The 17,734-nt window shown below is 72.8% G+C and carries 19 protein-coding genes; 6 read left to right on the plus strand and 13 right to left on the minus strand.

Going from position 1 to position 17,734, the window contains the following annotated elements; genetic code table 11:
* Window positions 1-27: 27 nt before the first annotated feature.
* Window positions 28-996: a MerR family transcriptional regulator gene (locus tag ACIQM4_RS19890; protein WP_401593207.1), complete on the minus strand. Its 969-nt coding sequence runs from the start codon at window positions 994-996 to the stop codon at window positions 28-30.
* Between the two features lie 130 nt (window positions 997-1,126).
* On the opposite strand from ACIQM4_RS19890, the gene ACIQM4_RS19895 reads away from it, so the two are divergent.
* Window positions 1,127-2,794, plus strand: coding sequence for an alpha/beta fold hydrolase (locus ACIQM4_RS19895; RefSeq protein ID WP_401593037.1), 1,668 nt, complete (start codon window positions 1,127-1,129; stop codon window positions 2,792-2,794).
* Between the two features lie 148 nt (window positions 2,795-2,942).
* Window positions 2,943-4,643 (plus strand): chitinase, encoded by a 1,701-nt coding sequence (locus ACIQM4_RS19900; protein ID WP_401593039.1) that lies wholly within the window; start codon window positions 2,943-2,945, stop codon window positions 4,641-4,643.
* 72 nt (window positions 4,644-4,715) lie between these two features.
* Here the strand turns inward: ACIQM4_RS19900 and ACIQM4_RS19905 are convergent, their stop codons facing one another.
* Window positions 4,716-5,147, minus strand: coding sequence for a hypothetical protein (locus ACIQM4_RS19905; protein ID WP_401593041.1), 432 nt, complete (start codon window positions 5,145-5,147; stop codon window positions 4,716-4,718).
* A gap of 289 nt (window positions 5,148-5,436) precedes the next feature.
* Between ACIQM4_RS19905 and ACIQM4_RS19910 the strand changes: the two genes are divergently transcribed.
* The gene (locus tag ACIQM4_RS19910; RefSeq protein ID WP_401593043.1) at window positions 5,437-6,267 is read left to right on the plus strand and encodes a hypothetical protein; all 831 of its coding nucleotides are present in this window, start codon (window positions 5,437-5,439) and stop codon (window positions 6,265-6,267) included.
* A 74-nt stretch (window positions 6,268-6,341) separates the two neighbouring features.
* Here ACIQM4_RS19910 and ACIQM4_RS19915 read toward each other — a convergent pair whose 3' ends face one another.
* The 5 genes from ACIQM4_RS19915 to ACIQM4_RS19935 form a co-directional block, all read right to left on the minus strand.
* Window positions 6,342-6,656, minus strand: a complete 315-nt coding sequence (locus tag ACIQM4_RS19915; RefSeq protein ID WP_401593045.1) for a DUF6401 family natural product biosynthesis protein — start codon at window positions 6,654-6,656, stop codon at window positions 6,342-6,344.
* A 76-nt stretch (window positions 6,657-6,732) separates the two neighbouring features.
* A complete protein-coding gene (locus tag ACIQM4_RS19920) occupies window positions 6,733-7,251 on the minus strand; it encodes a DUF1203 domain-containing protein (RefSeq protein ID WP_401593047.1) in 519 nt (172 codons plus the stop codon).
* A gap of 27 nt (window positions 7,252-7,278) precedes the next feature.
* Window positions 7,279-7,950 carry a histone deacetylase gene (locus ACIQM4_RS19925; protein ID WP_401593049.1) on the minus strand — a complete coding sequence of 224 codons (672 nt, stop codon included), beginning with the start codon at window positions 7,948-7,950 and terminating at the stop codon, window positions 7,279-7,281.
* A 131-nt stretch (window positions 7,951-8,081) separates the two neighbouring features.
* Window positions 8,082-9,290: a GDSL-type esterase/lipase family protein gene (locus ACIQM4_RS19930; RefSeq protein ID WP_401593051.1), complete on the minus strand. Its 1,209-nt coding sequence runs from the start codon at window positions 9,288-9,290 to the stop codon at window positions 8,082-8,084.
* Window positions 9,287-9,886, minus strand: coding sequence for a TetR/AcrR family transcriptional regulator (locus tag ACIQM4_RS19935; RefSeq protein ID WP_401593053.1), 600 nt, complete (start codon window positions 9,884-9,886; stop codon window positions 9,287-9,289). The genes ACIQM4_RS19930 and ACIQM4_RS19935 overlap by 4 nt, the downstream gene beginning before the upstream one ends.
* Before the next feature lie 187 nt (window positions 9,887-10,073).
* On the opposite strand from ACIQM4_RS19935, the gene ACIQM4_RS19940 reads away from it, so the two are divergent.
* Window positions 10,074-10,313: a DUF6479 family protein gene (locus ACIQM4_RS19940; protein ID WP_401593055.1), complete on the plus strand. Its 240-nt coding sequence runs from the start codon at window positions 10,074-10,076 to the stop codon at window positions 10,311-10,313.
* Between the two features lie 82 nt (window positions 10,314-10,395).
* Window positions 10,396-10,959, plus strand: a complete 564-nt coding sequence (locus tag ACIQM4_RS19945; RefSeq protein ID WP_401593057.1) for a DoxX family protein — start codon at window positions 10,396-10,398, stop codon at window positions 10,957-10,959.
* Between the two features lie 129 nt (window positions 10,960-11,088).
* On the opposite strand, the gene ACIQM4_RS19950 is transcribed toward ACIQM4_RS19945, so the two are convergent.
* The 5 genes from ACIQM4_RS19950 to ACIQM4_RS19970 all read right to left on the minus strand — a co-directional run bounded on the left by ACIQM4_RS19950 (window position 11,089) and on the right by ACIQM4_RS19970 (window position 15,742).
* Complete coding sequence (locus tag ACIQM4_RS19950) at window positions 11,089-11,295, minus strand: cold shock domain-containing protein (protein ID WP_401593059.1); 207 nt, start codon at window positions 11,293-11,295, stop codon at window positions 11,089-11,091.
* Between the two features lie 140 nt (window positions 11,296-11,435).
* A complete protein-coding gene (locus ACIQM4_RS19955; RefSeq protein WP_401593061.1) occupies window positions 11,436-13,409 on the minus strand; it encodes a bifunctional metallophosphatase/5'-nucleotidase in 1,974 nt (657 codons plus the stop codon).
* 166 nt (window positions 13,410-13,575) lie between these two features.
* Complete coding sequence (locus ACIQM4_RS19960) at window positions 13,576-14,199, minus strand: dihydrofolate reductase family protein (protein ID WP_401593063.1); 624 nt, start codon at window positions 14,197-14,199, stop codon at window positions 13,576-13,578.
* A 144-nt stretch (window positions 14,200-14,343) separates the two neighbouring features.
* Window positions 14,344-14,682 carry a hypothetical protein gene (locus tag ACIQM4_RS19965; RefSeq protein ID WP_401593065.1) on the minus strand — a complete coding sequence of 113 codons (339 nt, stop codon included), beginning with the start codon at window positions 14,680-14,682 and terminating at the stop codon, window positions 14,344-14,346.
* Between the two features lie 118 nt (window positions 14,683-14,800).
* A complete protein-coding gene (locus tag ACIQM4_RS19970) occupies window positions 14,801-15,742 on the minus strand; it encodes an alpha/beta fold hydrolase (protein WP_401593067.1) in 942 nt (313 codons plus the stop codon).
* Window positions 15,743-15,849: 107 nt separating this feature from the next.
* On the opposite strand from ACIQM4_RS19970, the gene ACIQM4_RS19975 reads away from it, so the two are divergent.
* Window positions 15,850-16,554: a TetR/AcrR family transcriptional regulator gene (locus ACIQM4_RS19975; protein WP_401593210.1), complete on the plus strand. Its 705-nt coding sequence runs from the start codon at window positions 15,850-15,852 to the stop codon at window positions 16,552-16,554.
* A gap of 125 nt (window positions 16,555-16,679) precedes the next feature.
* Here the strand turns inward: ACIQM4_RS19975 and ACIQM4_RS19980 are convergent, their stop codons facing one another.
* Window positions 16,680-17,615 carry a LysR family transcriptional regulator gene (locus ACIQM4_RS19980; RefSeq protein WP_401593069.1) on the minus strand — a complete coding sequence of 312 codons (936 nt, stop codon included), beginning with the start codon at window positions 17,613-17,615 and terminating at the stop codon, window positions 16,680-16,682.
* Window positions 17,616-17,734: the final 119 nt, after the last annotated feature.

The following is a 17,734-nucleotide window of genomic DNA, read 5'->3' on the forward strand; positions in this document are numbered from 1 at the left end:
TCCTTACGTGTCGGTGGCGGCCACGGTTCAGGCCGTGGCCGCCGTCTCCGCAGCCAGGGCCGCGCACAGCCAGTCGTGCGCGGCCCCTGGCGTGGTTGCCGGCCGGCCGCCCGGAGGCGTGACCACCTGGGAGACCAGCTCCCAGTACCGGTCGATACGGGGGTCCGACGCGAGCTGCCCGGCCAGGACGCGGCGGAAATCCGGCGTGTCCCGACTGCCGTACGCGCGCACGTACGCGTCCACGAAGCTGTCCAGCGCCTCGCCCCGGTGCGGCTGCCGCTTCCCCCGCAGCTGCGTACCCGCCAGTTCGTACGCCTCGGCCAGCGCCGCGTACAGGACGGCCGCGCCGCGCGCCCCGGTGGCCCGGTGCGCGGCGGGCTGGGGCCGGCCGGCACCCGGGCAAGGGCTCGAAGCGAAGGCGTGCAGCCGCGCGAAGGCCAGCACCTGGGCGGGCTGCGGGTCGTCCGGCGGCTGCGGCACCGCCACGTCGAGGAAGGCGGCGGCCGCCGCGGCCGGCATCCTGGCAGGCAGCCAGCCGCGCCAGAACCTCACCAGGGAGTCCGTGGTCGGCGGGGCGGCCACCGCGCCGACCAGACTCAGCCGGCCGGCCCGCTCCCCGGGCGGGCACTCCTGCACGAGCCGCAGCGCCGCCTCCCGCCAGCGCAACGCCCTGAGCTGCGAGCCCAGTTCACGCAACTGCCCCGCGACGGCGTCCTCCAGCACGCTGCCCGTCCCGCACGCCCCGACGCTCTCCCCGGTGGCGTCCGCGTCGAGAATCCGGTGCACCTCGCGGACCGGCAGGTCCAGGGCGCGCAGCGCGCGGATCAGACGCAGCCGCTCCAGCGCGTCGGAGCCGTATCTGCGGTGACCGCCCGCGCTGCGGCCCGCCTCTGGCAGCAGCCCGCGTTCGGAGTAGAAGCGCACCGTCTTGACGGTGACGCCCGCGCGCTCGGCCAGCTCACCGATGCTGCACAGCCCGTCGTACGACGCGAACACCCACACCCCCCGATGCTGTTGCCCCCCGTGGCCGACGCTTGAATCTCCCGCAGGGGGAGTTCCTATCGTACGGCGACCGGGCCCGGAGAGACGCTCCGGGCAGCGGCAACGACGTACTGAGGAGGGCCCCATGACCGCATTCGTCCTGGTGTCGGGGATGTTCACGGACGCACACGTGTGGGAGCGCACCGCCGCCCTGCTGACCGCGGCGGGTGATGAGGTGCACACGGTGTGCCTGACGGGACTCGGCGACTCCGGAGGAGGTACCGGGGCGCAGGCGACGGCCGCACCGGACGTCGACCTGGAGACGCACATCGCGGACGTGGTGGCGGTCATCGACGCGGTCGTCGCCGCGGGCGCGGACGCGGGCGCGGGGGCCGAGGGGAGTGCGGGACGGAGGGGCGGGAGCTCGGGCCCTGACATCGTGCTGGTCGGGCACGACTACGGGATCCACCCGGCCGTGGGGGCCGCCGACCGCCGGGCCGGGCACGTCACCCGCATCGTCCACCTGGACTCGGGCCTGCCGCAGGACGGAGTCCCCGTGCTCGCCGCACTGCCCGACGGGTCGCTGCGCGCACAGCTGGCCGAGCGGGCCGAAGTACTGGGTGTGGGCGGTGAGTTGGCGGCGCCGGCCGGGAGCGCGGAATGGCAGCGCTGGGGGAGTACCGAGGGTGTCTCCGACGCCGCGCTCGACCGGCTCACCGCGCTCGCCGCGCCGCAGCCGCTCGCCACCCTCCTCCAGCCGCTGAAGCTGACCGGCGCTGCGGCGGGCGTGCCCTCCACCGGGGTGCTGTGCACCCGCAACGGGGCGAGCATCGAGATGGTCCAGACCGTGCTGAACCTCGGTGACCCGGCCATGCGGGCGCTGGCCGACCCCGCCGTCAGCTTCTTCGAACTCCCCACCGGACACTGGCCGATGCTGTCCTGCCCCGCCGAGCTCGCGGAGGTCCTGCGGCAGGCGGCGGCCGGCGGGGGGCACCGGCTGGAGCTGCCCGACGAGAGCGCGACACCCCCGCACCTGCAACCCTTCCTGCTGGACCTGCCGGACATCCCCCGGGAGCGGGCCGGCAACGTCGACCGGTACGTACCCGAGGCCGACCGGTACGTACCCGAAGCCGACCGGTACGTACCCGAGGTCGACCTGTACGTACCCGAAGCGGCCGGCGCGCGCGGTCCGTTGCCCGCGGTGGTCGTGGTGCACGGCGGGCCCGTGCCCGCGGGGGCGCGACCGACGCCGCGCGAGTGGCCGACCCTCACGGGGTACGCCAGGTACGCGGCGGCCGAAGGCGTGATCGGCGCGACCGTCGACCACCGGCTGCACGACGTCGGCGACTTCCCGCGCGCCGCCGCCGACATCGCCGCGGCGGTGGAGCGGGTGCGGGCCGACCCACGGGTGGACGCGGACCGGATCGCGCTGTGGTTCTTCTCCGGCAGCGGTCCCCTCACGGCCGACTGGCTGGCCTCGCCCCCGCCGTGGCTGCGCTGCCTGGCCGCCACCTACCCGATCATGGCCCCGCTGCCGAACTGGGGGCTCAGGGGCAGCCGGTTCCGTCCGGCGCGGGCGGTTGCGGGCGCGGGCGGCCTGCCCGTCGTGCTCACCCGGGCCGGCCTTGAGACACCCGTGATCGCCGGCACGGTCGAGGAGTTCCTCACTGCGGCGGCGGACTGCGGGGCGAACGTCGAGGTGGTCGACGTGCCGGAGGGCCACCACGGTTTCGAGTCCCTCGACCGTACCGACGCGTCCCGCGAGGCCGTGCACCGCGCGGTGCACGCCGTGCTGGGTCACCTGCGGGCGTGAGCGGGGAGGGGCGGGGGCGAGCAGGAACCGAACCGCAACTCCCTTTGGCTGCCAGAGGTCTTGACAACCTCAATGGTCTGGACCAGTTTTACCCCCAACGGTGGCCACCGTCCCTCCCCGCCCCCACCCCTCTCCCCGGAGGCAGCAAGTGGACCGCCAACGCCTGCCCGCAAGACGCCGCTCCGCACTCGCGGCCGCCCTGACCGCCGCATCCCTCGCCGCCGTCGGCATGGCCACCGCACCCGCCGCCCAGGCCGCCGACCTGAACGTGGCGAAGAACGCCGGATTCGAATCGGGGCTCGCCAACTGGACCTGTACCGCGGGGACCTCGGTCTCCTCGCCGGTGCACGGCGGCGCCGCCGCACTCCAGGGCACCCCGGCCGGCCAGGACCACGCGCGCTGCGCGCAGACCGTCGCGGTCAAGCCCGGCGCGACGTACACCCTCTCCGCCTGGACCCAGGGTGGGTACGCCTACCTGGGCGCGAGCGGCACCGGCAGCACGGACGTCTCGACCTGGTCGCCGGGCTCCACCGGCTGGAAACAGCTCACCACCACCTTCAAGGCGGGCCCGAGCACCAAGTCCGTCACCGTCTACACCCACGGCTGGTACGGCCAGGCCCCGTACTACGTCGACGACCTCTCCGTCTTCGGTCCCGACGGAGGCGGCGGCACCGACCCCGAGCCCGGCATCCCGGCCGCCCCCACGGGCCTCGCCGTGGGCGCCCGTACCTCCTCGTCGATCGCCCTGTCCTGGTCAGGTGTGTCCGGCGCCACCTCGTACAACGTCTACCGCGGCGGTACGAAGGTCCAGTCCGCCACCGGCACCTCCGCCACGGTCACCGGACTGACCGCCGACACCGCGTACGACTTCCAGGTGAGCGCGGTCAACCCGGCGGGTGAGTCGGCCAAGTCGGCGACGGTCAGCGGCCGTACGTCCACGGGCGGCACCGGCGGGCCGAACCCCAACGTCCCCAAGCACGCACTGACCGGCTACTGGCAGAACTTCAACAACGGCGCGACCGTCCAGAAGCTGCGCGACGTCCAGGCCCAGTACGACATCATCGCCGTGTCCTTCGCGGACTCCACGGCCACCCCCGGCCAGATCGTCTTCAACCTCGACCCGGCGGTGGGCTACACCAATGTCGCCGACTTCAAGGCGGACGTCGCGGCGAAGAAGGCGGCCGGCAAGTCGGTGATCATCTCGGTCGGCGGCGAGAAGGGCAACGTCACCATCAACAGTGACGCCTCGGCGACCGCCTTCGCCAACAGCGCCTACCAGCTCATGCAGGAGTACGGCTTCAACGGCGTCGACATCGACCTGGAACACGGCATCAACTCCACCTACCTGTCGAAGGCCCTGCACCAGCTCTCCGCCAAGGCGGGCCCGAACATGGTCCTGACCATGGCACCGCAGACCATCGACATGCAGTCGACCGGCACCGAGTACTTCAAGGCGGCGCTCGCCGTGAAGGACATTCTCACGGTCGTCAACATGCAGTACTACAACAGCGGTTCGATGCTGGGCTGCGACGGCAAGGTCTACAGCCAGGGCTCGGTGGACTTCCTCACCGCGCTCGCCTGCATCCAGCTGGAGGGCGGCCTCGACCCGTCCCAGGTCGGCCTCGGAGTGCCCGCCTCGACACGCGGCGCCGGCAGCGGCTACGTCTCCCCGGCGATCGTCAACAACGCACTGGACTGCCTGACCAAGGGCACCGGCTGCGGCAGCTTCAAGCCGTCGAAGACCTACCCGGGTCTGCGCGGCGCGATGACCTGGTCCACCAACTGGGACGCCACGGCGGGCAACGCCTGGTCGAACGCGGTCGGCCCGCACGTCCACGGCCTGCCGTAACCACTCACCCGAACCGGCTGCCCCCTCCTTCCCCCGTGCGACGCGGGAAGGAGGGGGCAGCCGTGTGTCACGTCAGCCGCGGCCCGCCGCGGCGCGGCGGCGGACCACCAGGGCGGCGCCGACCGCGCCCACCGCGAGGAGCGCCGTGCCGCCCGCGATCTCGGCGGGGCCCGTGCCGCTCTGGGAGCCGCCCTCCCCGCCGCGCACCGGACCGGTGACCGCCGGATCCGTGGAGTTGCAGAAGCGCTGGGCGGTGGACGCGGTCATGTTGGCCTCGTCCTGGGCGCGCTTCCTGTCCTCCGCCGACGCGTTCGGGTCCTTGTTCACGATGTCGGAGTTGCGCTGAGCGATCTCCGCGTCGTCCAGCGCCTTCTGGCAGCTCGGTGTCACCGCCTGCGCGTACGGCGCGGACACGACGAGCGCGGCACCGGCGAGCGCGAGACCCGTGAGGGTGCGCAGCGAACGTACGGAACTCGCGGAACTTATGGAACGGGTGGAACGCATGGCCGGCCTCCGTCGAGCGCGCGGCCTCGTTGCTCCGTTGCCCCGAGTCACTGCCGTGCGGGAACCGCGCCTCTACCAGGACTAGTGCGACCCCGAGGTGTTTGCGTACCGCGAACACGCCGGAGTTCCCCCGTCCGGCCCTGGCCGCGGGGAGGGTGCGCGACGATCCGCCGGTGATCACCACCCGTTCGGCGGCTTCCCGGCGGTGGCCGCAGGCGCTCGCGGCAGGACGCTGATAGGCCGGACATCAGCGGAACCAGCGCGTCGACGTCGAAGGAAGGGTCTGCTCGTGCTCCCAGCCCAGGTCTCAGCCCCGCTCTCGTCCCCTGCGGACACCGCACTGGCGGTGGAGTTCCAGCAGGGGCTCTCCGACGCCTGGTCCAAGGTGGCCCAGTTCGTGCCGAAGCTGGCAGGCTTCCTGGTGATCCTGCTGATCGGCTGGTTCGTCTCGAAGATGATCGCCAAGGTGCTCGACCGGGTGCTGCGCAAGGTCGGCTTCGAGCGGCTCAGCGAACGGGCCGGCTCCGCCCGGGTCTTCGACAACTCCAAGTACGACGCGACCTCCCTGGTGTGCAAGGTCGTCTACTACGCGCTGCTGCTGGTCACCCTCCAGCTGGCGTTCGGCGTGTTCGGGCCCAACCCGGTCAGCGGCATGATCGACGGCATCGTCGCCTGGCTGCCGAGGGCACTGATCGCCCTCGTGCTGGTGGTGGTCGCCATGGCCATCGCCAACGCCGTGCGCGGCATCGTCTCCGGTGTGCTGTCGGCGGCCTCGTACGGTCCGATGGTGGCCCGGATCGTCTGGGCGGTCATCGTCGCCCTCGGTGTGATCGCGGCACTCGGTCAGGTCGGCATCGCGACCACCGTCACCCAGCCGGTCCTGATCGCCGCGCTGGCCGCGGTCGCGGGCATCCTGATCGTGGGCGTCGGCGGTGCGCTGATCCAGCCCATGCGCGGGCGCATCGAGCGGTGGATGGACACGGCGGAGGCGGAGACCGGCCGGATGCGGGGCCGGCAGCCGGGCGCCGACGCGTCCCACGAGGGCGCCTACCGGGCGGGCCGCGAGGACGCGCTGCGCAACCAGCCCGTCACGGACCCCGAGCACGTCGACCCCATGTGACGGGCCGCGGGCGGCGGGTCCGGGCGACCGGCCCCCGCCGGCGGCGCTGTGGCCGGCCGGCCCCCGCGGTGTCTTCAGGCGCCGCGCGGGCCGGCCATGCTGTGCCGCCTGACGAGCCAGCTCAGGGCGGTCAGCCGGCAGACCGCGTAGTCGTGCCCGACCGGCTCGCGCCAGCCGGTCTCCGCCAGGGCGTCGGTGAAGCCGAGGGCGTAGTCGACGAGGGCGCCCCGGTCGGGTGCGGCAGGTTCCAGGCCGGGCGCGGTCGCCCCGAGGCGTTCGCGGATCTCGGCCACGTGCTGGTCGACCGCGGCGGCGAAGCCGGGCTCGAAGGCGAACTCGGCGAAGCGCTGCTCGAAGCCGGAGCACACCTGGGTCAGGACACAGGGCATGTCCGTACGCTAGGCGACGCACCGGCCCGGCTTGCCCGGATGACGTGCATTGCGGCATATCTCACGTCCGGCGGGGTCAGGGACGGCGGACCTCGAACTGGAAGCAGCCGTACTCCACCGCCCGCACATGGACCAGGGCCACACCGGGATCGGCGAACGCCTCGTCAAGGACCGCGTCGAAGCCGGCCCCGGGGTCCTGCGGGATCTCGAACAGCCGGCCGCCCACGATGTGCCCCGCCGCGTCGTACCGCCGGACCGTACGCAACGCACCGGGCCTGGCGAAGGGGTATCCGAGGCCGGGCCGCGGCTGCGCGCAGACGTCGGCGTGCACGAACACGGGCCCCGCCTCGTCGTAGCCACCAGGCTCGGCCCCGGTCCGCGCCGCCCAGCGGCGCAGCGGCGCGTACGAGACGAGGGCGATCCGCTCCCCCGCCTCGACCGCACGCAGACAGCAGCGCAGCGGGCTGCCCACGCAGGCGAGGGGCACGCCGTCCGCGCGCGCCGTGAACGGTTGCGGCCGACGGCCCGAGTCGTCGACGGCCCGCAGTTCCTCCAGAGCGTCGGGGGCGATGGGCAGCGCGGTATAGGTGGTCATGGCTCCAGCCTCGGGGGCCGCCCACCCTCACGCTGGCGGAAACCGGACATCGCGCTCCGCCCGCAGCAGGGCGGCGACCTCCTCCGCGCTCCACCGGCCGGCCGCCCCCGGGCAGCGTGCCAGATACGTGGCGAGGGTCCGCGGAGTCCAGGCGCCGGTCTCGGTGAGGCCCGCGCACAGGTGCCGGAGATAGCCGGCCGAGGGTGCGTTTCCCGCCACCTCCTCGACCCTCCAGGGCGCCGTGAAGGTGAGGAGCGGGTGGCCGCGCAGGGTTCCCGCGCAGACCAGCGTCTCGTACCTGCCGGGCCCCAGCACGGCCCTGCCGTCCCGCAGGACGCCCGTGAGATCGAGGTCGGTGCCCGGCTCCCGGTACATCTCCTGCGCGGCGATGTCGGAGAACTGCTCGGTGCTCACGAGGTACGCCCGAGCAAGCACCCGGCCCGGAGCGTCCGGATCGTAGAAGGCCCGGCCGCCGGTCCACACCGGGGACTCGGTGGCGAAGTACAGCACGCCTGCCAGCTCGACCGGCACCGACGCGGCGGGCGGCCGGGGGTCACGGCTGCCAGGACAGCCGCGGGCGGCGCCGGGGGGCCGGCCGCCCATGAGGTAGTACGACAGCCGGTGCGCGTGCGTGTTGGAACCGTACGAGGTGTACCAGACGAGCCGGGGCGAGCGGCCGTCACCGTCGGGCGTGCGCACGGCCTCCGGGCGTACGGCGGGCGTACGCACAGCCTCCGGGTGCACGGCCTCCGGGTGCGCGGGTCGCCCGGCCGTCGGATGCCCGGCCTCCGGTGGACCGGCCTCCCGTGGACCGGCTTCCGGTCGCACGGCTACCGGGCCGGGCCGTCGGCGTCCGCCCCGCGGTCCGTCGCGAACGCGCCGTCCGTGCCGAAGGCCAGCTCGGCGAAGCGCCCGCCGATGCGGCGGTGTGCGGCCGCGTCCGGGTGCAGCTGGTCGGGCAGCGGCAGTTCGGCGAAGTCCTTCTCGCCGTAGAGCTCGCGGCCGTCCAGGTGGTACAGGTTCGGGTCGTCCGCGGCGCGCCGCGCGACGATGCGCGCGAGTTCGGCCCGTACGACGTTGAGCGTCAGCTTCCCGGCCGCCACCTCTGCCGGGTCGCCGGTCGCCATGAAGCGGAGCCGGCCCTCGCTCATGGCGCCGAGGTCGGGCGCGCTGGGGCCCGGGGTGTCCTCGTGGATCGGGCACAGGATCGACGAGACGACCAGCAGCGGGGCGGTGGGGTGCCCCTCACGGATCGTGTCGAGGAAGCCGTGCACCGCGGGGGCGAACGCGCGCACCCGCATCAGATCGGTGTTGACCAGGTTGATGCCGAACTTGACGCTGATCAGGTCCGCGGACGTGTCCCGCATGGCGCGGGCGGTGAACGGGTCGAGCAGCGCACTGCCGCCGAAACCGAGATTGGTCAGCTCCACACCGCCGAGTGCGGCGGCCAGCGCCGACCAGGTGGCGCTGGGGCTGGCCGCGTCCGAGCCGTGGCTGATCGAACTGCCGTGGTGCAGCCACGTCCTGCGGCCCGGCGGGACGGGGGACACCTCGACCGGGGCGTCGGTGCGCAGCGAGACGAGCTGGGTGATCTCGTTGTGCGGCAGCCAGATCTCGATGTTCTTGACGCGGTCGGGCAGACCCTCGAAGCGGACGGTGCCGACCGGGCCGGGAATCGTCTCCGTGGTGCCGGCGGCCATGTCCACCTGGAGGACGTTGCCACCGGTGGTGGCGGCCTGGCCGAACAGTGCGCCGTCGATGAGCAGGTCGTAGGTGCCGTCCGGGCGGGGCGGGGCGCCCACGTAGGCGTTCTTGGTGCGCAGTGTGTCCAGTTCGACGGAGGTGGCGCGGGTGCGGAAGGCCAGCCGTACGCCGGACGGCTGGGCCTCTGCCATGGCCAGCTGTCCGTCGGGGATCTGCGCGCGTGCCCACGCGGGCAACCGGTGCGGCAGCACACCGTGCTCGGTGTGCTCCAGGTCGAGCGCACCGCGCAGGAGGGAGGCGGTGACGGGGGTGGTGGTCCAGCTGCTGTTGTTCATCGTCCCAACTTGTCGGCCGAATGCGGGTGGATCGACGGCCAGTTCCGCAACAGGGCGTCCAGGGCGTCCAGGCTCCGCGACCATGATTCCTGCGAGTCCGGTGCGCTGTGGCTGAACCCGCCGGCCATCTCCAGGCTCACGTAACCGTGGAAGACACTGCCGATGAGGCGGACCGCGTGCGTCTGCTCGGGTTCCGCCAGGTCGTAGCCGCGCAGGATCGCACGGGTCATCTGCGAGTGGCGGACACCGGCACTGGCGGCGGCGGTCTGCGGGTCGAGCCGGAACTGGGTGGCGGCGTAGCGCCCGGGGTGCTCCCTGGCGTAGTCGCGGTACACGTCCGCGAAGGCGGTCAGCGCGTCCTTGCCCGCCCGGCCGGCCAGTGCGGCGGCGCAGCGGTCGGCGAGTTCTTCCAGGGCGAGCAGGGCGATCCTGGTCCTGAGGTCGTGGGAGTTCTTCAGGTGCGAGTAGAGGCTCGCGACCTTGACGTCGAACCGCCTGGCGATCTCCGAGACGGTCACCTGCTCGAAGCCGACCTCGTCGGCGAGCTCGGCCCCTGCCCGGGTCAGGCGCTCCACCGTCAGTCTCTCGCGCCCCATGGGCAGCCCTCCCTCAACCAACACGGCTCGTCCGTGCGGCTGCACCCATTCTGCATTCACCTAATACCTTTAGGCAAACGCTCCGTGCTGCGGCGCAGGGGTGCAGCGTTCACCCGGCTGCCCGGGAACGGAGCCCCACGGGCATCTCCGATTGCTGAGCGCGCACTTCGGGGGTAACCAGGAAGACATGAACTCTTCAGTGGTCCTGGCCGCCGGCAACAGTACGTTGCTCCTCATTGTGGTGGGCGTCGTGGTGGTCCTCGTACTGCTGGGTGCCTTCATGTGGGGAAGCCGCCGTGCGTCGGAGAAGAAGCAGCCGGTCGCCCCGGAGGAGACCCGGGCCGAACAGGAGTCCGGCGGCAGCCAGCGCGGCGACACCTGGCAGACCATCGACGACGACCCCGACCAGGGCCACCCGCACCGCTGACGGCGGCAGTCACGGTCCGCGCGCCCGTAAGGTGCGCACACCATCGGCGCATAACGGACGGCATGAGGGGAACTCGCGGCGCATGGCACTCATCAGGAGGATCGCAAGGCCCTTGCTGGCCTCGACATTCATCAGCGGTGGTTACGGCACCCTGCGGCACCCGGAGCACGTCGCTGCGAAGGCCGAGCCGGTGGCAGAACCTCTGACCCGGCGGATCCCGGCCCTGCCGACGGATCCCGAGCAGCTGGTACGGATCAACGGCGCCGTGCAGCTGGGCGCGGGCACCCTGCTCGCGCTGGGGCGCTTCCCTCGGTTCGCGGCCCTGGCACTGGCCGGCACGCTGGTGCCCACCACGCTGGCGGGCCACCGGTTCTGGGAGGAGAAGGACCCCGCTGCGAAGGCGCAGCAGCGCACCCACTTCCTCAAGAACCTCTCCCTGATCGGCGGTCTGCTGATCACGGCGGCCGACACCCACGGAAAGCCGTCGGTGGCCTGGCGGGCCCGGAGGTCGGCCGCGGACGGCCGCAGGGCGGTCCGGCACGCGGGGCGCCGCGCCGAGCTCGCGCGGGTGAGCTCCGTGAACGAGGCCCGCAAGCGCGCCCACGCCGCCGCCGGTTCGGTCCGCTCCCGGGTGCCGTCCCACTGACGGAGCCGCTCGGGGGGCGTTCCTCCTGACCGGAGGCCGACCGGAGCGGCGGCCACCGCCCGGGCCGCGGCGGCCACAAATCCGGCTGCGGCAGCCACCGCTCCGGCCCCCGAACGCCCCTTCGCGGCCCTAGGGCCGCACCTCCTTCGCCTCGAACCCGCCGTTTCCCAGGGTGAGGGCGAAGGAGACCTGCTGTTCGGCGGAGAGACTCTTGCAGTCGCCCTCGATGTCCTCGCGCAGCACCGGTATCGGGTCCTGCCAGCCGAGCGGGACGATGAAGCCCCGTCCGGCCGCCCGGTCCCACCACTCGACGAATCCCGTGCACCGGTTGTCCATTTCAGCCGCATCCCTTCCAGGCTCGCCCCCGGCCGTGCCGCGACCCCTCCCTCATTCGACTCTGGCGGCATTCACCTGGTTCGCCCACCCCTGCGGCGCCCCCGTTGGGCCGAACGGGCCAATCTGCCGGAGCCCTGAGCTCAGCAGGGCGGCCGGTAGCCGCCGAACCGGCCGGCGTTCGGGCCGCCCGCGGTGACGATGGCCGCGACCGCCGCCGGCAGGGCGCTGCCGTCCTCCCGTACGGCCGTCGGCGGGTCGGTGATCCGGCCGGTGTCCGCGCCCAGCAGCGCCGCGTTCTTGGCCGTGACGCGGTCCAGCGCGGACGGCGCCAGGACCCCGCGCTCGCGCACGTAGGCGACGAAGCTCTCGAAGTCACGCTGGTGCCGGTAGGGCTCGCGGAACGCGCCGAGCGCCGGATAGCCGTCCATGCCGAGGAAGGTGTAGGCGGCCGTGGCCACGCGGTAGTTCCGGCCCGGCTGCAGCGGATAGCCGTCGACGAGGACGTCCGACGGGTCGATCCGGTCACCCACGGCGCCGGTCGCGTCGAAGGAGTACCGGACGTTGCCGGACACCGCGAGCGGTGCGAACCGCAGCTGGTTCTGCGGGCCGGTGGACCACTGCTGTTCGAGGGCGTCGTGTATCTGCTGCCCGGTCAGGGTGGCGCAGACCGTCGGGTTGCCGTAGCCGATCGCCCGCCAGGCCTGTCCGAAACTCACCGCTCCGCCGGAGCCTGCCGCCGCTGTCAGGTCGGCGCGCACCACGGACTGGCCGACCGTGGGGGCGAGCGGCACGAGGGCGAGCTGGGCCGGGGCGAACCGGTGGACGTTGGAGTCGTCGTACCCGGGCACGGGGCTGAGCGCCGCCCACATCGCCCAGTCGGCCGCGAGGTCGCCCATGGTGCTCTGCCCGGCCGCGTTGCGGACGCGGGTGAACGGCGCGGTCTGCCGGCCGATCGTGCTGCGTTCGCGGGCGGTGGCCTGTCCGGCCCAGTAGTCGGCGATCGCCTTGAGGCCGGGGTGCGGGGTGACGTCGCGGGTGTTGGGGTGGCTGGTGGAGACGGTCAGCTCCCGGACCACCCGCCCGGTGCGGGGGTCGAGCTTGAGGTTGATCTCGTTGATGACCTGGCCGTGGAACCCGGCCTCGACGAAGGGCCGGGGCACGCCGTCCGGGTCGGGCACCATCATGTTGAACCGGCAGTGCCAGTGTCCGGTGACGATGGCGTCGATGTGCGGCGAGGCGCGCAGGGCCAGGTCGTAGGCGGGTCCGTACGGGTCGCTCCCGCTGTTGAAGTCGGCGCCCGCGTCGGCGCCGTCGTGCATGCTGAGCACGATGGCGTTCACCCCGCGGTCCTTGAGCAGCCCCGCGTACCGGTCGGCGGTGGCGACCATGTCGAGGGTCTTCAGCCCCGGTTGGAAGGAGGCGGGGAACAACTCCGTCCCGATGGCGGTGAGATGGATGAAACCGACCGGGATCCGCTGTTCGCCCGGTCCCTGCACGTACTCGATGTGGTACGGCGGTACGACGGTCTGCCCGTTGCGGGTGCGCACCAGGTTGGCGCTGTAGTACGGGAAGTCCGCGCCGTGGAACGGCCGGCCGGTGGAGTCGCGGAAGCCGGTGTCCCGCCCCACGACCGGGTAGGGGTAGCCGCGCTCCATGTGCTGGACCAGGTTGGCCGGGAACTTGTCGACCTCGTGGTTCCCGGCGGTCGCGAAGTCGAGCCCCAGCTTGTTCAGGGCCTCCATCGTCGGCTCGTCGGAGAACGCGGCGGCGTCGAACTCCCACCCGGAGAAGAGGTCCCCGGGCGCGAAGAACAGCGAGTTGCGCCGCCCGTCCCTGAGCCGTTCCAGATGGGTGCCCATGGCGGCGACGCCCCCCACCGTGTACTCCCGGCCGCCGTTGCCGCGGATGACGGAGTCGGCGCCCGTCGGGCCCTGTAAGTACCCGTGCAGATCGGTGATGTTGAGCAGTTGTAAGTCGACGAGGTCGGTGCTGGACCCGGCGTCACGGGCCGCCTCGGAGGCGTAGGCCGGTACGCCGAGGGCGGTGGTGGTCGCGAGGACCCCCAGCGCGGTGAGGAAGTTCCGGCGGCCCGAGCTGCCGCGACGTGAACTCACGCGCGGGAGGAGGGAGTTGCGAGGCGAGGTGTTCGACGGTTTCGTCACCTGACGATGGTGCGTACGCCCGGGTGAAGAGTCCAGGAATCAGGCACGACTCGTACTTGGCAGCGTCACAACTTCCCCATGAACCCCTCGCATGTACAAGGGAGTTGGCGTCGACCGCTCACTCGGCGGATTCGAAGGAGCCGTACGAGGGCCTGCCCTCCCGCCGGTAGGCGCAGTACTGCACCCCGGCGCCGGTGGTGAGGGACTCCGCGAGCGTCCAGGAGACGGGGGTGGCGCCCTCGTGGAACAGCCGCTTGCCGGTGCCCAGCACCACGGGGCTGATCAGTAGCCGGTACTCGTCGACGAGGTCGTGCTGCTGCAGGGTGGCGATGAGATCGCTGCTGCCCTGCGTCATGAGCACCCCGTCCAGCTGCTGCTTGAGCATGGCGACCGATTCGCCCGCGTCACCCTTGAGCAGGTGGCTGTTGTGCCACTCCAGGCTGTCCCCGGAGCGCGAGGCGACGTACTTCGGCATGGAGTTGAGCTTCACGGCGATCGCGTCGTCGGGATCGGTGAACCGGGGCCAGTGGGCGGCGAAGATGTCGTACGTCCTGCGGCCGAGCAGCAGGTGGTCGGCGGACCGTACGAAGATCCTGTCCATCAGCTCCCCGAACCCCTCGTCGCCGTACGGAACCAGCCAGCCACCGTGGGTGAAGCCGCCGCTCTTGTCCTCGTCGGGGCCGCCGGGGGCCTGCACGACTCCGTCCAGGGTGACGAACGCGGTGACGATCAGTGTGCTCATGACGCTGCCTGCCTGACTTCCGGGTGCGGGATCCCGCGTGGAATCCCCTGGCACCAGGTATGACTCCGTGGCCGCCGGCAACTCATCGCCGCCGCGCGCCGGAGAGGTCCGCAGCAGTACAGGGCCGCCGAGGCCGGCAGCCTCTCAGGCCACGGTGAGGTGCAGTACCTCCGACACCCCGAGCAGATGGGTACTGCGGTGCAGGTGGTACGAGACGTTCACCTTGGCGGGCGCGGCCGGCAGCGTGTCGGCGGGCACCGCGAAGACGACGCTGCCCCCGGCGCCGACGGTGCGCCCGTCCACGTACTCGTTGCCCGAGCCGGTCAGCCACAGGTTCACCTGGTCGCCCTCCTCGGCGGTGGGCAGGGCGTTGACCGTGACGTGCACGGCGTCGGTGGGCATCCGCCCCCGGTTCAGCTGCCCCTCGTGCGCCTCGGCGACGGCGGGTGCGGGCAGCAGGTCCTGGTCGTGGTCGTGGGTCATGCCGAACTCCTCTGGTTCTCTGGCGGCCGTACGGCGGGCGCCCCGCCGTACGACGTGTGGATCTTGCACTGCCTGCCCGCGACCGGCCGGTTCACCCGTGGATGTGCGGGGACGTATGTCACACCGTCGGCGCCAAGTCCTCGGGGTCACCGGGGCAGCCGTCGGCCAGGGCGCGGATCTCGCCGGTGACGTCCGGCCAGGCGCGCTCGGGGAACTCATGGCCCACGCCGGGCAGCAGCACCAGGCGTGCGCCGGGGACCCGGGTGGCGATCGCCCGTGCCGCGGTGGGCCTGATGAGCGGGTCGTCCGCGCCGTGCAGGACCAGCGTGGGCCGGGCGATCGCACTGATCGGCGGGCCGTGCCACTGTGCCCCGATCTGACGGGCCTGCGCCTCGCGGTCGTGCAGCCCGCCGTCGGCACCGCGCTCGGCGGCCTCTCGCGCGGCCCGTTCGTCGAACGGGTGGCGCGGGGACGCGACGAGACGCGAAACGGCCACCCCCGCCGCCACCCCTCCCTCGGCCGTGTCGGGAAACCGCAGCCTGGCGAACTTCGCGACGGTCCCCACGCGTACGTGACGCAGGGTGCGCAGGCCCGAGATGTCGCCGGGCACGGCGGCCATGGTGGTGAGGGTGCGGACCCGGCCGGGGTGGCGAAGCGCCACTCGCTGCACCACGGCGCCGCCCAGCGAGACGCCCAGCAGATGCGCCGACCGCCATCCCAGCGCGTCCAGGACCGCCGCGGCGTCGTCGGCCATGTCCTCGGCCGAGTACGCGTCCCCGCGCCCGGTGAACAGGGCGGAGACGGGGTTGCGGACGGCGCCGGGCGGCAGGTGCGTGGAATCGCCGCCGTCGCGCTGGTCGTACCTGGCCACCGCGAAGCCCCGGGCGGCCAGCATGCGGCACAGCCCGTCGGGCACCCAGTGCCGGTTGGCGCCGAGTCCCGTCGCCACCAACAGCGGTTCACCGCCGGTGTTCTCAACCAGCTGGTCGTATGCCAGCCGCACGGAGCCGTTGACGGCCCGGCGGACCGGGCTCCAGATACCTGTCGAGGACGAGGACACCGGTATACCTCCCTTAACTGCGATCATTGTTCGCAGTTTTAGAGTAGGGCACGGACCACCACGAGCAACGACCGACGGAAGAACGAGCGAGGAGAACAGTGGACCGAGTGGAGCGGGAGCCCGCGCCGGCCGTCACGGTCTGGGAGCGGCCGGACCGGGGTGCGCGCGGCCCGGCGGCCCTGCACAGCCGCGCGGAGCTCGCCGCCGCCGCGGTCGAACTCGCGGACCGCGGCGGCCTGCCGGCGGTGTCGATGCGCGCGGTGGCCCGGGCGCTCGGCACGGGACAGGCGTCCCTCTACCGCTACGTTCCCGGGCGCGAGGACCTGCTCGACCTGATGGTGGACGCGGTGACCGGGGAGATCGCCCTCGACGTCCCACTCGGCGGAGACCCCGTCGACGACCTCACCGCCCTCGCGTCCCGGACGAAGGACGTCCAGCTCCGGCACCCCTGGCTGCTCGACGTCCCGCCGGAACCGCTCCGGCTGGGCCCGCGCGGGCTGGACTTCCTGGAGTACGCGCTGCGGGCGATGTCCCCGGTCCGGCTGCCCGGTGGCGCCAAGATGGAGATCGTCGCGCTGCTGAGCGCGCTGGTGGCGCAGTTCGCGCGTACGGAAGCGCCACGGACGGGCTCGTCCGCGCACGGCGACCGCCACGCCGCGCAGGCCGGCTACCTGGGCCGGGCGGCCGCCCGCGGGGACCGCCCCCATCTCGCCTCCGCGCTGGCGCAGTCGCCCGGGAGCGCGCCGGCAGAAGACCCCAGGGTGATGTTCGAACGGACCGTGCGCAGGGTCCTCGCTGGGCTCCTGCGGTAACACCGGGGGAGCGGGTTGGCACGGCGGGCCGCAGGCAGGAGGGGACCGGCAGGATGGGCGGGGAGGAACCGTCTGCCACCGGGTGTTGATGCGGCTCGACCTGTGCTGAGCGGCGCCGGGCCTCGTCAGGGTGTGGCGGGCAGGTGTCGCCGCACCTCGGCCCCGGTGTGCTCCACCGCGTGGTGCAGCGCCCGCAGGAACGCCGCCGCGAGCGGGTGCCCGCCCCAGCCGGTGCGCGTGGTCACCGTGATCGTGCGCCGGTGGGTGGGCGTGAGATGGCGCAGGGGGACCGAGGGGGCCCGGTCGCACCACACGAGGTCGGGCAGGAACGCCACCGCGTGGCCCGCCTCCGCCATGCGCGCGTGCACCAGCATGTCGGGGGACTGGAAGACCACGTCCGGCTCGAAACCCGCCTCGCGGCACACCCGCATCGCCCAGTCCCTGGCCGGAGTGCCCAGCGGTTCCATGATCCAGGGCCGGTCCGCGAGGGACCGAAGGGACTCTCCCGCAGAGTCCGCCGCCAACCGCATCGGGTCCTCGCACAGCACGTGGTTCTCGAACTCGGCGGCGCGGGCCGCCCGCGGGTGGCCGGGGAAGGTCTCGTCGATCACCAGCTCCACGTCCCGCACCAGCAACGCGGGCAGTGCCCGGTCGGGTTCCGCCTGCACGACCTCGACGCGCACTCCGGGGTGCGTCGTACGCAGCGTGCCGAGCGCCACCGGTACGAGGACCAGCGCAGCGGTCTGGAAGGCGGCGACCCGCAAGGTGCCTGACAGGCCGCGCAGCGACGCGGCGATCTCCGCCCCGGCCAGGTCGAGCCTTCGCACCACCGCCTCCGTGTGCGCGACCAGGATCTCCGCCTGCGGCGTCAGCCGTACCCCGCGGCCCTCGCGCTCCAGCAGCGGGGCGCCCACCTCGCTTTCGAGGAGGGTCAGTTGCTGGGAGACGGAGGACGGGCTGTACGACATCGCCGCCGCGACCGCGGCAAGCGTCCCGCGGTGCTTCAGCTCGCGCAGGAGTTGCAGACGGCGCAGGTTGTACACGGGGGTCGCTCCGTCCACGGTGCTTGTGGGTGCTCGTGCTCTCGCCGCGGGTGGCGCCGACGGCGAACCATCGGGAATTCCGACCGATGGCGGCCGGAAACATTCACTTTACCGAGCGGAGCCCGCTTGCGATCGTG

Source organism: Streptomyces sp. NPDC091272, assembly GCF_044757485.1.
GTDB lineage: Bacteria > Actinomycetota > Actinomycetes > Streptomycetales > Streptomycetaceae > Streptomyces.

What these genes read in the sequence shown, in the direction of transcription:
- ACIQM4_RS19965 (WP_401593065.1), bottom strand. Translation starts at nt 14,682, where the DNA reads ATGACCCACGACCACGACCAGGACCTGCTGCCCGCACCCGCCGTCGCC.
- ACIQM4_RS19950 (WP_401593059.1), bottom strand. Translation starts at nt 11,295, where the DNA reads ATGGACAACCGGTGCACGGGATTCGTCGAGTGGTGGGACCGGGCGGCC.
- ACIQM4_RS19935 (WP_401593053.1), bottom strand. Translation starts at nt 9,886, where the DNA reads ATGGGGCGCGAGAGACTGACGGTGGAGCGCCTGACCCGGGCAGGGGCC.
- ACIQM4_RS19945 (WP_401593057.1), top strand. Translation starts at nt 10,396, where the DNA reads ATGGCACTCATCAGGAGGATCGCAAGGCCCTTGCTGGCCTCGACATTC.
- ACIQM4_RS19905 (WP_401593041.1), bottom strand. Translation starts at nt 5,147, where the DNA reads ATGCGTTCCACCCGTTCCATAAGTTCCGCGAGTTCCGTACGTTCGCTG.
- ACIQM4_RS19940 (WP_401593055.1), top strand. Translation starts at nt 10,074, where the DNA reads ATGAACTCTTCAGTGGTCCTGGCCGCCGGCAACAGTACGTTGCTCCTC.
- ACIQM4_RS19915 (WP_401593045.1), bottom strand. Translation starts at nt 6,656, where the DNA reads ATGCCCTGTGTCCTGACCCAGGTGTGCTCCGGCTTCGAGCAGCGCTTC.
- ACIQM4_RS19920 (WP_401593047.1), bottom strand. Translation starts at nt 7,251, where the DNA reads ATGACCACCTATACCGCGCTGCCCATCGCCCCCGACGCTCTGGAGGAA.
- ACIQM4_RS19960 (WP_401593063.1), bottom strand. Translation starts at nt 14,199, where the DNA reads ATGAGCACACTGATCGTCACCGCGTTCGTCACCCTGGACGGAGTCGTG.
- ACIQM4_RS19895 (WP_401593037.1), top strand. Translation starts at nt 1,127, where the DNA reads ATGACCGCATTCGTCCTGGTGTCGGGGATGTTCACGGACGCACACGTG.
- ACIQM4_RS19930 (WP_401593051.1), bottom strand. Translation starts at nt 9,290, where the DNA reads ATGAACAACAGCAGCTGGACCACCACCCCCGTCACCGCCTCCCTCCTG.